Source organism: Acidipropionibacterium virtanenii (genome assembly GCF_003325455.1).
Classification (GTDB): Bacteria; Actinomycetota; Actinomycetes; order Propionibacteriales; family Propionibacteriaceae; genus Acidipropionibacterium; species Acidipropionibacterium virtanenii.
Map to the genome: position 1 here is coordinate 2,345,145 of NZ_CP025198.1, position 13,469 is coordinate 2,358,613.

The 13,469-nt window shown below is 67.7% G+C and carries 14 protein-coding genes; 4 read left to right on the forward strand and 10 right to left on the reverse strand.

Annotation, left to right across the window (positions count from 1 at the left end; all coding sequences use genetic code 11):
* Positions 1-30: 30 nt before the first annotated feature.
* On the reverse strand, positions 31-1,257 hold the full coding sequence (gene glgC / locus JS278_RS10830; protein WP_114045203.1) for a glucose-1-phosphate adenylyltransferase: 1,227 nt from the start codon (positions 1,255-1,257) through the stop codon (positions 31-33).
* 119 nt (positions 1,258-1,376) lie between these two features.
* Here glgC and glgA point away from each other — a divergent pair, with 119 nt between their 5' ends.
* Positions 1,377-2,567: a glycogen synthase gene (gene glgA, locus JS278_RS10835; protein ID WP_114046276.1), complete on the forward strand. Its 1,191-nt coding sequence runs from the start codon at positions 1,377-1,379 to the stop codon at positions 2,565-2,567.
* Positions 2,568-2,689: 122 nt separating this feature from the next.
* Here the strand turns inward: glgA and JS278_RS10840 are convergent, their stop codons facing one another.
* The 4 genes from JS278_RS10840 to dapE all read right to left on the reverse strand — a co-directional run bounded on the left by JS278_RS10840 (position 2,690) and on the right by dapE (position 4,507).
* Complete coding sequence (locus tag JS278_RS10840) at positions 2,690-2,857, reverse strand: DUF3117 domain-containing protein (protein ID WP_114045204.1); 168 nt, start codon at positions 2,855-2,857, stop codon at positions 2,690-2,692.
* A 92-nt stretch (positions 2,858-2,949) separates the two neighbouring features.
* Positions 2,950-3,261, reverse strand: a complete 312-nt coding sequence (locus JS278_RS10845) for a DivIVA domain-containing protein (RefSeq protein ID WP_114046277.1) — start codon at positions 3,259-3,261, stop codon at positions 2,950-2,952.
* A complete protein-coding gene (locus tag JS278_RS16045; protein WP_181833707.1) occupies positions 3,261-3,425 on the reverse strand; it encodes a hypothetical protein in 165 nt (54 codons plus the stop codon). Before JS278_RS16045 ends, JS278_RS10845 begins: the two co-directional genes overlap by 1 nt.
* Positions 3,422-4,507, reverse strand: a complete 1,086-nt coding sequence (gene dapE, locus JS278_RS10850) for a succinyl-diaminopimelate desuccinylase (RefSeq protein WP_114045205.1) — start codon at positions 4,505-4,507, stop codon at positions 3,422-3,424. The genes JS278_RS16045 and dapE overlap by 4 nt, the downstream gene beginning before the upstream one ends.
* Before the next feature lie 65 nt (positions 4,508-4,572).
* Between dapE and dapD the strand changes: the two genes are divergently transcribed.
* The 3 genes from dapD to JS278_RS10865 are packed head-to-tail and all read left to right on the forward strand — an operon-like array spanning position 4,573 to position 7,349.
* Positions 4,573-5,529: a 2,3,4,5-tetrahydropyridine-2,6-dicarboxylate N-succinyltransferase gene (gene dapD, locus JS278_RS10855; protein ID WP_114045206.1), complete on the forward strand. Its 957-nt coding sequence runs from the start codon at positions 4,573-4,575 to the stop codon at positions 5,527-5,529.
* 5 nt (positions 5,530-5,534) lie between these two features.
* Positions 5,535-6,446 carry a hypothetical protein gene (locus tag JS278_RS10860; protein ID WP_245935088.1) on the forward strand — a complete coding sequence of 304 codons (912 nt, stop codon included), beginning with the start codon at positions 5,535-5,537 and terminating at the stop codon, positions 6,444-6,446.
* A 45-nt stretch (positions 6,447-6,491) separates the two neighbouring features.
* Entirely contained in the window at positions 6,492-7,349 is an 858-nt protein-coding gene (locus JS278_RS10865) for a serine hydrolase (RefSeq protein WP_147243192.1), read from the forward strand.
* 28 nt (positions 7,350-7,377) lie between these two features.
* On the opposite strand, the gene dapC is transcribed toward JS278_RS10865, so the two are convergent.
* The 5 genes from dapC to JS278_RS10890 form a co-directional block, all read right to left on the reverse strand.
* Positions 7,378-8,499: a succinyldiaminopimelate transaminase gene (dapC, locus tag JS278_RS10870; RefSeq protein WP_114045208.1), complete on the reverse strand. Its 1,122-nt coding sequence runs from the start codon at positions 8,497-8,499 to the stop codon at positions 7,378-7,380.
* Positions 8,500-8,501: 2 nt separating this feature from the next.
* Positions 8,502-8,822, reverse strand: a complete 321-nt coding sequence (fdxA, locus tag JS278_RS10875; protein ID WP_114045209.1) for a ferredoxin — start codon at positions 8,820-8,822, stop codon at positions 8,502-8,504.
* Positions 8,823-8,937: 115 nt separating this feature from the next.
* Complete coding sequence (locus JS278_RS10880) at positions 8,938-10,671, reverse strand: VanW family protein (RefSeq protein WP_114045210.1); 1,734 nt, start codon at positions 10,669-10,671, stop codon at positions 8,938-8,940.
* A 90-nt stretch (positions 10,672-10,761) separates the two neighbouring features.
* A complete protein-coding gene (locus JS278_RS10885) occupies positions 10,762-12,027 on the reverse strand; it encodes a serine hydrolase (protein WP_114045211.1) in 1,266 nt (421 codons plus the stop codon).
* A 5-nt stretch (positions 12,028-12,032) separates the two neighbouring features.
* Positions 12,033-13,466, reverse strand: a complete 1,434-nt coding sequence (locus JS278_RS10890) for an NAD(P)(+) transhydrogenase (Re/Si-specific) subunit beta (protein ID WP_114045212.1) — start codon at positions 13,464-13,466, stop codon at positions 12,033-12,035.
* Positions 13,467-13,469 lie beyond the last annotated feature (3 nt).

A 13,469-nucleotide genomic window follows, 5' to 3' on the forward strand; every position in this document is an offset into this window, starting at 1 on the left:
GGGGGCGGTCGTCCGCCCCCTCCGTCCAACTCAGTACGGCACTGTGATGCCCTTGCCGACCACGGTGATACCGGTCGGAGAGACCGTGAATCCGCGGGCCCTGTCGTGCTCGTGGTCGACCCCGACCTGGGCCCCGTCGGGGACCACGACGTTCTTGTCCAGGATCGCCCGGTGGACGGTGGCGTTCGAGCCGATGGTGACGTTGTTCATCAGGATCGACTCGTCGACCCGCGCCCAGCGCTCGATGCGCACCCGGGGCCCCAGCACCGTCCGGTAGATGTCGGTGCCCGAGATGATGCAGCCCGAGGACACCAGCGTGTCGTCGCAGGACCCGCGCATCACGAACTTGGCGCCCGGGGCCTGCTCCTGGCTGGTCCAGATGGGCCACTCGGTGTTGTACAGGTTGAACTCGGGCTCGACCGAGACGAGGTCCATGTGAGCCTCGTGGTAGGCGTCGATGGTGCCGACGTCACGCCAGTAGTCGACATCCTTGTCGGTGGAACCGGGAACCACGTTGTCCTTGAAGTCGTAGACCTGGGCGTCCCCGGCCCTGACGAACCGGGGGATGATGTCCCCGCCCATGTCGTGGCGGGCCTCGGGGTCCTGGGAGTCGTCGAACAGCGCCTGAACCAGGGAGTCCCTGCTGAAGATGTAGTTGCCCATCGAGGCGAAGGATTCCTCGGGCGAATCCGGCAGGCCGGGCGGGTCCGCCGGCTTCTCGAGGAACTCGTTGATGGCGTGGTCGGCCCCGGCGTCGATGATGCCGAAGGCCGACGCGTCCTTGCGCGGCACCCGGATCCCGGCGACGGTGCAGCCCTTCCCCGAGTCGATGTGGGACTCGAGCATCTGGCTGACGTCCATCCGGTAGATGTTGTCGGCCCCGAAGACCACGACATAGTCGGGATCCTCGTCGTTGATGAGGTTCATGGACTGGAAGATGGCGTCGGCACTGCCCTGGAACCAGCGCGGTCCCAGGCGCTGCTGGGCGGGAACCGGGGTGACGTAGTTGCCGAGCATGGTGCTCATCCGCCAGGCGACCGACACGTGACGGTCGAGGGAGTGGGACTTGTACTGGGTGAGCACTGCTGTCTTGGTGAGATCGGAGTTCGCCAGATTGCTCAGCACGAAATCGATCAGCCGGTAGGTCCCGCCGAACGGTACGGCGGGCTTGGCGCGGTCCATGGTGAGGGGCATGAGGCGCTTGCCCTCACCCCCCGCGAGGACGATGGATAGCACCTTGGGTCGCGTCATTGCCATGCCACGAACCTATGCCCCCCGCGCGCCCCACGACAACAGATCAATGAAAACTGCACGCCGCTGAACCTGATTTCGCATCGGGCACCCCACAACTTACGGCGATGTGGGAGCATCAGCACATGCACGTCTCCATCCTGACCCGTGAGTACCCACCGGCCATCTACGGCGGTGCCGGGGTTCATGTCGCTCAGCTCGTCCCCCAACTGCGCAGGCTCGTCGACGTCGACGTCCAGTGCATGGGAGATCCCCGAGAGGGCGCCACCGCACATGCCGAAGACTTCCCGGCCGGGGCGAATCCGGCGCTGAGGGTCTTCGGCGCCGACCTCTCGATGACCGCGGCCGTCCCCGAGAACACCGATCTCGTCCATTCCCACACCTGGTACGCCAATCTGGCCGGCCTGCTGTCGGGGGTCTACCACGACATCCCGCATGTCATCAGTGCCCATTCCCTGGAGCCCGACCGCCCTTGGAAGGCTGAGCAGCTCGGTGGCGGCTACCGGCTCTCCTCCTGGGCCGAGCGCACTGCGTACGACGCCGCCGACGCCATCATCGCGGTGAGCTCCGGCATGCGCCGGGACGTGCTGGCCGCCTACCCGGAGCTGGATCCGGACAAGGTCCACGTGGTGCGCAACGGAGTCGACACCGACGAGTTCCACCCGGTCACCGAGACCGAGGTGCCCGAGCAGATCGGAATGGATCTCGACGCTCCCTCGGTGGTCTTCGTGGGCCGCATCACCCGCCAGAAGGGCCTGATCCATCTGGTGCGCGCCGCGGCCGATCTGGACCCCGACACGCAGCTCATCCTTCTGGCCGGCGCCCCCGACACCCCGGAGATCGCCGCCGAGTTCCATGAGGCCTTCGAGAAGGTGCAGAAGTCGCGCCGGGCCCCGGTCATCTGGATTCAGGAGATGCTGCCCCGCGCCTCCGTCCGCCAGGTGCTGTCGGCCGCCACCGTCTTCGCCTGCCCCTCGGTCTACGAGCCGCTGGGCATCGTCAACCTCGAGGCGATGGCCTGCGCCAAGCCCGTGGTGGCCTCGGAGGTCGGCGGAATTCCGGAGGTCGTCGTGGATGGGGAGACCGGCTACCTGGTCCCCGGGGTCCCCACCGACACCTCGACCCCTGAGGAGATCGCCGAGTTCGAGCATCTCTTCGCGACCCGGCTCAATGAGCTGACCTCCGATCCGCAGAAGGCTGCGCAGTTCGGTGCCGCGGGCCGTCAGCGCTGCATCGACAAGTTCGACTGGGCACGGATCGCCGAGCAGACCGTCGACGTCTACAAGGCCGCGATCAGTCGGCACAGTTCTAGATAAAGGAGGAGACGACTCCTCCACGTCGCTGCGCTCCTGCCTCCTCGAACGGGTCAGGTCCGAACGACAATGATGTGGGCCCCGGTCACCATGGTGACCGGGGCCCACATCCATTCAGACGACTCTCAACCAACAGTCTCCCGGAGGCAGTTGAGGAGGGCGGTCGCCTCCTCGGCATTCAGCTCCACGACCAGGCGACCACCGCCGTCAACAGGAACGCGCATCACGATGCCGCGCCCCTCCTTCGTGACCTCCATAGGACCGTCGCCGGTACGTGGCTTCATAGCTGCCATGTCACTCATCCTCGCTCACTGGGCAGTGGTATCACCCCTATTATTCCGTATCCGGCCGGATACGGGGCGCGCGGGACCACCGTCGCGTGTGTTCAGGTCGTCATCCCGGGATCCTGCGAGGGCTCCTCCGACGCTGTGGTCGGCTCCTCCTCCGCCCTGCCCGATGCCTGCCCGAGCTGTCCGGCCAGCCGCTCCAGCAGCGAGTCCACCTGCGCCATCGAGTATCCCCTGGCGACCACCGCGAAGCTGGCGCCGCGCAGATCCTCGGGTCCGAGCGGTCCCGGTGGCAGGTCCGGGGCGGGACGGTCGTCGACGACCGGCGGCACCGCCCCGAAACGCCCGGACGCCGCCATGACGGCCGCCCCGATGATGACGATGACGACGGCGCTGAGCACCCAGACCATCAGCATGAACCTCCTGTGACGTGAGCGACGATCTGCGTCAGATCGGCGCTGGTGATGAACAAGGACAGATCCTCGGCATTGACGTACCCGGCCTCGATGGCGCCCTGCACCCGCACGTCATCGGAGTCCGGGCGGTCCCAGTCGCTGGCGAAATCCAGGCTCATGCGCTCTCCCCGCTCAGCCAACCGCCCAGCGCGTCGCGGCACTCGTCGAGGGATGCCAGCCGGCAGCACTCGTCGGCCTTGTGGGCGCACAGCGGGTCACCGGGGCCGAAGTTCAGGGCCGGCGTCCCCAGCTCGGAGAAGCGCGCCACATCGGTCCAGCCGTACTTGGGCCGCGGTTCTGTGCCGACTCGCGCCACGAAGGACTGTGCCAGCGGCCGATCCAGGCCCGGCCGCGCCGGGGAGGAGAGATCCAGTACCTCCATCTCCCATCCGTCGAAGAGCCGGCGCATCGCCTCCTGAGCCTGCGCCGCGCTCTTGTCGGGCGCATACCGGTAGTTGATCTGGATGGTCGCCTCGGGGGGGATGACGTTTCCGGCCAGACCCGCGGAGACCATCGTCGCGTTGAGGCCCTCATGGTAGGTGAGGCCGTCGACCTCGACCAGCGGATCACGGTCCTGCCATCGTCGCAGGATCTCCAGGATCGGGGCGAGGTCGTGAATGGCATTGTGGCCGGTCCACGACCGTGCCGAGTGGGCCGCCGCCCCGGGCACGGTGAGGGTGAATCTCATCGTTCCCTGGCAGCCCCCCTCCACGACGCCGTCGGTCGGTTCCATGAGAATCGCCAGGTCGGCGTCCAGCAGATCGGGCCGCTCGGAAGCGATCCGCCCGAGGCCGTTATAGCGGGCCGCGATCTCCTCGCAGTCGTAGAACACCCAGGTGACGTCCTTGGCGGGGCGCTCCAGCTGGGCCGCCAGGGCCAGAGCCACCGCCACCCCGCCCTTCATGTCGCAGGATCCCCGCCCGACCAGGTACTCCCCGTCCTCGCGCACTTCGCGGACACTCGGCAGGTTGTCCGCCACCGGAACGGTGTCCAGATGACCGGCCACCAGTACCCGATCCGGGCGGCCCAGCCGGGTCCTGGCGACCACGTTGTTCCCGATCCGCACGGTCTCCAGATGCGGGAGGCCGCCCAGTGCCGACTCGACCAGTCCCGCGAGGGCCTCCTCCTGGCCGCTCACCGACTCGCAGTCGACGATCCGGGCGAACAGTGCGTGCAGGTCGGTGAGCGGGTCGAGCATCATGGGTGCCACCCTAACCGGCTCGCGTGGACCCGGGCCGTTCGAGTGACGCCCGCTAGACTCGCGGCATGACGAGCACCACCGACACCCCCTCTCCCGATCGCACCGCATGGGGGTGGGGTCTGGCCACTGTCCATGACTCGGGCGACGTCCTGGACACCTGGTTCCCCGCACCTGCGCTCGGGGATCCGGACGCCACCGATGCGCCCGCCGAACTGGTCAAGGCCGCCGAGACCGGGCTGGACAGCATCCGGCAGGTCCATCATGAGGTGGTGCGCACCGTTGTCGATCTGGATGCGGCTCCCTCCGGCGTCAGCGACGGCTACCTGCGCCTGCACGTGCTTTCCCACCGCCTGGCCCGGCCCCGCACCGTCAATCTGGACGGCATTTTCGCCGTCCTGCCCAACAACGTGTGGACCACCCACGGGCCCTGCCGGGTCGAGGACTTCGCCGAGGTGGAGCTGGCGGCACGGGCGACCGGTACCCGGATGACGGTGCTGCTCATCGACAAGTTCCCCCGGATGGTCGACTTCGTCGTCCCCTCGGGGGTGAGGATCGGCAATGCCGACCGTATCCGGTTGGGTGCCCACCTGGCCGAGGGCACCACCGTCATGCACGAGGGCTTCGTCAACTACAACGCGGGAACCTTGGGCGCCTCCATGGTGGAGGGCCGGATCTCCCAGGGGGTGATCGTCGGCGACGGCTCGGACGTCGGCGGCGGCGCCTCGATCATGGGCACGCTGTCGGGCGGCGGCAAGGAGCAGGTCACCATCGGGAGAGGGTGCCTGCTGGGGGCGGAGTCCGGGCTGGGAATCTCCCTGGGCGACAACTGCGTCGTGGAGGCCGGCCTCTACATCACCGCCGGCACCAAGGTGACCCTGCGCGGGGGCGACGTCGTCAAGGCCAGCGAGCTCTCAGGCCATGACAACGTCCTGTTCATCCGCGACTCCACCACCGGAGTGGTGAAAGCCCTTGGCCGCAGTGGATCGAGGGTGGAGCTCAACTCGGCCCTGCACCGGAACTGATCAGCATGGCGAGGCGATCCCGTCCGCGTCACGCCCAGCGCAACCCGCACCGCTGGGTCGCCTCGCTGGCCGCCTTCCTGGTGGCCGTGCTCCTGCTCGGTGCGCTGGGATACGGGGGATGGAAAGTGTGGAAGTCCGTGGACCCGTTCAGCACACCGGTGGACGAGGGCTGCCAGGTGACCATCAGCGGACAGAGCTACACCCTCGATCTGGAGCAGTCGGGGAATGCGGCCCTCATCACCGCGGAGTCGATCAGGCGGGGCCTGTCGCCCCGGGCGGCCTCCATCGCCCTGGCCACCGCCATGCAGGAATCGGGCCTGCGCAATATCGACTACGGCGACCGCGACTCGGTGGGGCTGTTCCAGCAGCGCCCCTCCCAGGGATGGGGCACCAGGGCGCAGATCCTCGACCCCTGGTACTCCGCCGGGAAGTTCTACGACGAGCTGGTGAAGGTGGACAACTGGCAGACCGAGGACATCAACGACGTCGCCCAGTCGATTCAGAAGTCCGGCGTGCCCGACGGCTACCGCAAGCACATCGACGCCGCCAAGGCATGGGCCAGTGCCCTGTCGGGCAGTTCTCCACAGTCCCTGAGCTGCGTCAACCGCTCCACCACCAGGGGCAGCTCCACCGCGCTGGCACAGACCGCGACGAAGGGCCTGGCGGGGAAGGCGACGATCAGCACCTCGACCTCCGCCGTGAGGGTCCAGGCCACCTCGAACCGGACGGTGTGGGCGGCGGTGGCCATCACCATGGCCAGCAACGACTCGGCGCCCATCTCGGCCGCCGGCGTCGGCACCGCGAGCTGGAACCTCGACACCAAGAAGTACGCGTCCTGGTCCGGAGTCACAGGTCCTTCGTCAAGTCCGTCGGGGACCGGCACAGCAACGACGGGTAGCGTCACACTCATCCAGTAGGGGGTGGGACCCCGGCATCCGGGGTTCCCGGGAGTCGGAGGTCTCATGGTGGCTGGTCGGCGGACGATGCGCGCTCTGGCGGCAGCCCTGGTCGGCTGCCTCTCCTCGGCGATTCTGCTGGGCGGCTGCGCCGGTGCAGGCTCCCCGGCAACGGCCTCGAGTCCGGCGGACCCGTCGAGTCCCTCCTCCAGTCCGTCCCCCACCCCGGTGGACGCCGCCGACCTCACCGCCCTGACCCGTGAGGTTCCTACCTCCATGCAGATCGTCGTCTCCGCCCAGGGGAGCAACCTGATCACAGCCGGATCGATCCGCACCCCGACAGCGTGGTCCACCCTCAAGGTCCCCATCGCCATCGCCGCCCTGAGCAGGGGCACCGCCGACACCGACGACGTCAAGGAGGCCATCACAGTCTCCGACAACGACGCCGCAATCCGGCTGTGGAACAGCCTGGGTGCCGGAGAGAGGGCCGCCGACACCGTGCAGGCCGTGCTCAGCGCCCACGGCGACAAGGACACCACCGTGCTTCCCGACCGGGTGGATCCCGACGAACCGTTCGGCATGACACGCTGGCAGGCCGACGACCAGGCTCGTTTCATGGAGTGGCTGGCCTGCACAGACGACTCCTCGGCGAGGACGGTGCGCTCCTACATGGGGCAGATCGACTCCTCGCAGCAGTTCGGCCTGTCGAGCATCCACCCGTCGATGGTCAAGGCCGGCTGGGGAGATGAGGACTCCGGTCAGTACACCGTCCGCCAGATGGCGGTCCTCCCCCACGACGACGGCTACTCAGTGGTGACCTTCATCGCCCAGGGCGATTCCGAGTCGTCGGTCGACCGCACCGTGGACGCAGTCGGCACATGGATCTCGGCGCACTCCTCCCAGCTGCCCCTGAGACACTGCTGACGCTGCTCGGAGGACTGGAGTCCGCCGCTCAGCCAGTGGCGTCGAGACGGTCGGCGGCCACCCGGATCCGCTCGTCGGAGGCCGTCAGTCCGATGCGCACGTGCTCGCTGGAACCGGTGACGTAGAAGTCCCCCGGTGAGCACAGGATGCCGAGTTCGGCCAGCGCATCAAGAGTCACGCGACAGTCCTCGCCGCGAGTGGCCCACAGATAGAGGGATCCCTCGGAGTGATCGATCCGGAATCCGGCGCGCTCCAGGGCGGGTTTGAGCACCCGGCGCCGATTCAGGTAGCGGTCGCGCTGCTCGGCGACATGGGAGGGATCCTCCAGCGCCACCCGCATCGCCTCGGCCACTGGGGCCGGGAGCATCATGCCGGAGTGCTTGCGCACCGTCAGCAGCTCGGAGGCGATCAGGGGGTCGCCGACCACGAACCCGGCCCGGTAGCCGGCCATATTCGAGCGCTTCGACATCGACAGGCAGGCCAGCAGCCCGGTGACGTCACCGTCGCACACCCGGGTGTCCAGCACTGAGACCGGCTCGGCGTCCCAGCCGAACTCCCCGTAGCACTCGTCGGAGGCCAGTACGGCTCCGCAGCGACGGGCGAAATCAACCCATTCGCGCATCTGCGACACCGAGAGGATCCTCCCGGTCGGATTGGCCGGCGAGTTGATCCAGATGAGGCTCGGCACCTCCTCCACGTCCGCAGGGCTGTCAGCCTCCTGGATCCTGGCACCAGCCAGCAACGCGCCCACCCGGTAGGTCGGATATGCGCACGCGGGGATGACGACCAGGCAATCGGGGCCGAGCCCGAGCTGGGTCGGCAACCAGGCGACCAGTTCCTTGGACCCGATCACCGGCAGCACCGAACGCTCATCGAGTTCCGGTGCGCCCCAGCGCGCGGACATGTGGTCGAGGATCGCTCGTCGCAGCTCCGGAGTGCCCCACACCTGCGGGTATCCGTGGGCGTTCGAGGCGTCCGACAGGGCGCGCCTCACGATGTCGGGAGTCGGGTCGACAGGCGTACCCACTGACAGATCGACCAATCCGTCGGGGTGGGCGGCCGCCCGCCTCTTGGCCGGTTCGATGGTGTCCCAGGGAAAGGCCGGCAGGGTCGCCGAGACGACCCTGCGACCACCGCCGACAGGATTCACGCTCACTCCCCCTGAGGAGGCAGTGCCGCGACCTTCGGGTGGTCCTTGGCGACCGGCCCCAGGCGGGCGGCGCCACCGGGGGAACCCAGATCGTCGAAGAACTCGGTGTTGATCTGGAGGAAGCCGGCCTGATCGTCTGGCAGGTCGTCCTCGTAGTAGATGGCCTCCACCGGGCAGACGGGTTCGCACGCGCCGCAGTCCACGCACTCCTCGGGATGGATGTAGAGGCTGCGCTCGCCCTCGTAGATGCAGTCGACGGGGCATTCCTCGACGCACGCACGATCCTTGACGTCCACGCAGGGCAGACCGATGACGTATGTCACGTCGCTCTCCTTGAGTATCCGGTGGCCCCCCTCAGGGGCCTTGCTCAATTCACTCTATCTCCCGGCACTACACACTGTCGTGGGCGTCCATCGGCGCCGAGGCCGGCGGAGCACGCTACTTGCAGGTCACCTCATCGGTGGGGTCGTAGCGCCAGAAGAACTTCTCGGTTCTGGCGACCGCCCCGTTCTTCCAGAACATCCGGGAGTAGTTGACGTCGAATCCCGGTGAGGGCGACTGCGGGTGGCAGTCGGCGTCGGTGGAGGTGACGGTCCGCCCGTACTCGTAGTTGGACTTCACCAGCGCGCTGGAGGTGACCTTGTCCCAGGTCGGGGTGGACCACATCTTGACGGTGATCGATCCCCTACCGTCGGGCTGGGCCTTCTTCGTGTAGGCCTGCACCAGCACTCCGTACCTGGTGTCATTGCGGAATTTCAGGTCGAGGTTCCCGTAGTACAGCGTCGCCTCGCGGCCGGCCGGGTAGCGATCGAAGTACATGGTGTGGGGGTGATGCTCGACATCTGTCATACCGGCGAAGAAGGCCGCGTTGAAGGTGGTGGTGCCCGACTGGGAGATACCGCCGGCCGGTTCCTCCTTCATCACGTCTCCCGAGATCACCCAGCCCGGCACATATCCCTTGGCCTCGGTGCGCGGCCCCAGCACCTTGTCCATGCTGAAGGTCTCCCCGGGCTTGAGGAAGGTGCCGTTGATGGCGTTGGCGGCGAGGGTGAGGTTGGTGTTGCGGTACTCGGCGTAGGGGAAGTAGGTGGTGAACTCGCCGATGACCTTCTTGACCCCCATCTTCTGGGCGTCGGCGGTCGTGAACTTCGCGGGGACAGCGGTGATCGGCGCCTTGCCGATCCGCTGGGTGCCGAGCTTCATCAGAGCGGGCGCCACGGCCTTGGTGAAGTTCGGCTGGCTGATGCCCCGGCCATCGGTGGAGGGCCGGATGGTCGGGCTGTTGCCGGAGATGACGATCCTGGCGTCGCGTCCCGAGGCCAGCCCCAATCGGGCGCGGGTCGCCTCAGTGGCCTTGTACAGCCTGGCCATGTCGGTCTTCGCGGTGACGGTCCCCTTCGTGCTGGTGATCGTGGTGGCGGTGGCGATCTGTGCGGCGCTGACGGAGAATTTCGTGCTCCCGGTGTCGACGGTGACCGGTCCGGACAGGGCGGGCCTCAGGGTCTTCGAGACGACCTGGGAGACCTCGGAATCAGTGACTGCGGGGGCCCTGCGGGTGACCGATGCGGGCACGCTGCCGCGCTTCTTGAGAGGCCAGTACTCCTGGATCGTCTCGCTGGTCCCCTCGGCCTGCAGGGTGCGCCCCTGCACGGCCCTGGTGGTCACGACGCGGGTGCCGACGAGTGCGACCGTGGCGTCCTTGGGGGCCACGGAGAAACGCGGTGCCGTGGCCTTGACGGCGCTGGTGAGAGCCTTCTCGTCGACCGTGCTCACCAGGGACACGGCATCTCCACCACGCAGCGTGTTCCAGATCACTCTGGGATCCCAGGAGTTGCCGGGATCCACCTGGGACATGGTCGCGTCCCAGTCGACGGCGAGTCCCGCCGCCGACGGCTTGATCTCGACGCTGGTCGCCCCGTCCGCCAGGCTCACGGGTGCTGAGAGTTCCTTGCTGAGAGCGGCGTTCACCTTCGCCCGGGCATCGTCGGTATGGAGTCCACCGACGGAGACGCCCTGGATCGTGGTGTTGGACGGCAGTACGTCGGCGGTCATGAAGTGGCCCACGAGGTAGCCGCCGATCAGCACCACGAGGACACCGCCTCCGATGACTGCGGCATTCCTGCGTCGGTGCTTGTGAGGTCTCCTGATCGTGCCGTCGTCGCTGGTGCCCACGTCGCCATGCCCTCCCTGGTCGCAGCATCGAAGAATTCGGCACCGACCCACGGAGCCTTGGAGGAGTCTATGCGACACCGGGCCCGCCGTTCACATCACGGACCCTCGCTCCCCCAGCGCCCGGTACACCAGGTCCACGACATCCCGGTAGCCGACCGGGCGGTCCGCACCCACCTCGGTGCCGAGCCGATGCCTGGCCCCGGTCATCAGCCCGATCGCCAGGTCCTTGTCCCGGTCGACCAGCGTGAGGGTGCCGGTCCATCCGGTGTGTCCGATGCTGCCGGGGGTCGGGGAGGGGCCGAATGGCGGATAGGGCGGCCCCTCCGCAGGCGCCACCCGCCATCCCAGCCCGTGGCTGGAGGCCCGCCGGGCGGCCGGGTCGGATCCCTGCGGGGCCGCGAACCGGCGCCAGGTCGCCGGGCGGATGATCTGCTCCCCGTCCAGCACCCCCTCGCCCAGCCCGAGTCGCAGCAGCACGGCGAGCTCATCGGCGTCTGTGAACAGGCCGGCATGTCCCGAGACCCCGCCCATGCAGTACCAGGCCTTCTCGTCGTGGACCTGGCCTCGCAGGGTGTACCGCCGGATGGGCGCCGGCGATCCGTCGGGGGCCCGGCCGTAGTCGACCGAGCCTCCCCGGGAGTTGCCCTCGGGCTCGGTGGCGGCCATCTCCTCCACGTCCAGTCCCTTGTCCAGCGGGTTGAAGACGGTGCGACGCAGCCCCAGGCGGTGGTAGGGGCCGCTCTCCAGGAAGTCGTCCAGACGGCGGCCGGTCAACTGCTCGACCACCAGGCCCAGGATCATGTAGTCCAGATCGGAGTAGAGGTAGCCGGTGCCGGGGGGCCGCTGCGGCGGCGTGCGGCAGATGACATCGATGATCCTGGAACGGGGCACCGGATGCTGCGGAGTGCCGGAGCAGTACAGTCCTGCGCCAGGGTCGTGGGCCCGGGGGTCGAAGTATCGCGGATCGGCCGTCAGTCCGGCGTCATGCCTCAGCAGATCGACGATCCGCACCTTCTCCAGGCCGCCGGCTGTGAATCCGGACCAGCCTTCGACTGTGTGGACGGGCCGTTCAAGGTCTAGACGGCCGGCGTCCACCAGAATCATCAGTGCCAGATTCGTGGCCCACATCTTCGTGTTGGAGGCCAGGTCGTAGAGAGTCGCCGCGGTCGCTGGCACACGTCGCTCCACGGGCAGCTCGACGGCGTGCGGCCGCCCCGGCACGGTGGTGTAGCGCAGCGAGTCTCCGCACACGTGACGGTGGACGGTACCGGTCGAACGCACCACGACCAAGCTCGCCGAGGTGCGTTCGGCGGCCTGGTCGTCGAGGTACCGGTCGAGGGCCGACCAGTCGCTCATGGCGCCTATGCGGCCTCGACGGGCACCGGTAGGGCGGCATTGATGGCGTCGACGGAGGCCTTGGCGTCGCCGAAGAGCATCTCGGTGTTGTCGTTGAAGAACAGCGGGTTCTCCACACCGGCGTAACCGGGCTTGAGGGAGCGCTTGAACACGACCACCTCACGGCCCTCCCATACGTGGAGCACCGGCATCCCCGAGATCGGGGTGCCAGGATCCATCGCCGAGGGGTTGACGGTGTCATTGGCGCCGATCACCAGCACGACGTCGGTCTCGGAGAAGTCGTCATTGATCTCGTCCATCTCCATGACGATGTCATAGGGCACATGGGCCTCGGCCAGGAGCACATTCATGTGCCCGGGCAGCCGTCCCGCCACCGGGTGGATCGCGAACCGCACGGTGACCCCGGCGGCCGTGAGCCGCTTGGCCAGTTCGGCCACCGGGTACTGCGCCTGAGCCACCGCCATTCCGTAGCCGGGGGCGATGATCACCGAGGATGCGTCGGCCAGCTTGCCGGCCAGCTCCTCGGCCTTGATCTCGTGAATCTCCCCCTGGGGCCCCTCGCCCTGGATCATCGGGGCGTCGCCGAATCCGCCGAGGATCACCGAGACGAAGGAGCGGTTCATGGCCCTGCACATGATGAAGGACAGGATCGCGCCCGAGAACCCGACCAGGGCACCGGTAATGGTGAGCACGCTGATGTGCAGGCTGAATCCGGAGAAGGCGGCCGCCCATCCGGAGTAGGAGTTCAGCATCGAGATGACCACCGGCATGTCCGCCCCGCCGATCGCGGCCACCAGATGGAAGCCGAGGAACAGGGACAGCCCGGTGAGGATCGCTAGGGGCAGCCAGGCGATCGGGCCCGATGCGGCGGAGAACCAGATGCCGCAGGCGATGATCGCGACGACCAGGCCCAGGTTGATCCAGTTCCGGCCGGGGATCGCCAGCGGAGCCGAGGCCATCTTGCCCGACAGCTTCGCCCAGGCGACGATCGATCCGGTGAAGGTGAGCGCACCGATGAACACGCCGATCCAGATCTCGGAGAGCTGGAAGGTCGATGCGCCGGAACCGTCCTCCATGAAGGCGTTGAAGCCGATCAGCACCGCTGCCAGGCCGACGAAGGAGTGCAGCTGGGCGATGAGCTCGGGCATCCCGGTCATCTCGACCTTGAGGGCCTTCCACACCCCGATCCCGGCGCCGATGAGCATCGGGACGAAGAGCAGCACCAGCGAGATCGGGCGGTAGTCGGGAAGCTTCACCAGCCACACGATCGAGGCGATCACGGCGATGACCATGCCGAGGATCCCGAACGCGTTGCCGCGCTTGGAGGTCTCGAACTTGGCCAGACCGGCCAGCGCGAAGATGAAGAGCAGTCCGGCGACGATGTAGGAGGCGTCGACGAAGTTCGTGAGCCTCCCTGACACCAGCATCACAGCAAACATGTC

Excerpts from the sequence above, each read along its gene's own strand:
- glgC (WP_114045203.1), bottom strand. The coding sequence starts at position 1,257 with ATGGCAATGACGCGACCCAAGGTGCTATCCATCGTCCTCGCGGGGGGT.
- glgA (WP_114046276.1), top strand. The coding sequence starts at position 1,377 with ATGCACGTCTCCATCCTGACCCGTGAGTACCCACCGGCCATCTACGGC.
- JS278_RS10840 (WP_114045204.1), bottom strand. The coding sequence starts at position 2,857 with ATGGCAGCTATGAAGCCACGTACCGGCGACGGTCCTATGGAGGTCACG.
- JS278_RS10845 (WP_114046277.1), bottom strand. The coding sequence starts at position 3,261 with ATGGTCTGGGTGCTCAGCGCCGTCGTCATCGTCATCATCGGGGCGGCC.
- JS278_RS16045 (WP_181833707.1), bottom strand. The coding sequence starts at position 3,425 with ATGAGCCTGGATTTCGCCAGCGACTGGGACCGCCCGGACTCCGATGAC.
- dapE (WP_114045205.1), bottom strand. The coding sequence starts at position 4,507 with ATGATGCTCGACCCGCTCACCGACCTGCACGCACTGTTCGCCCGGATC.
- dapD (WP_114045206.1), top strand. The coding sequence starts at position 4,573 with ATGACGAGCACCACCGACACCCCCTCTCCCGATCGCACCGCATGGGGG.
- JS278_RS10860 (WP_245935088.1), top strand. The coding sequence starts at position 5,535 with ATGGCGAGGCGATCCCGTCCGCGTCACGCCCAGCGCAACCCGCACCGC.
- JS278_RS10865 (WP_147243192.1), top strand. The coding sequence starts at position 6,492 with ATGGTGGCTGGTCGGCGGACGATGCGCGCTCTGGCGGCAGCCCTGGTC.
- JS278_RS10885 (WP_114045211.1), bottom strand. The coding sequence starts at position 12,027 with ATGAGCGACTGGTCGGCCCTCGACCGGTACCTCGACGACCAGGCCGCC.
- JS278_RS10890 (WP_114045212.1), bottom strand. The coding sequence starts at position 13,466 with ATGTTTGCTGTGATGCTGGTGTCAGGGAGGCTCACGAACTTCGTCGAC.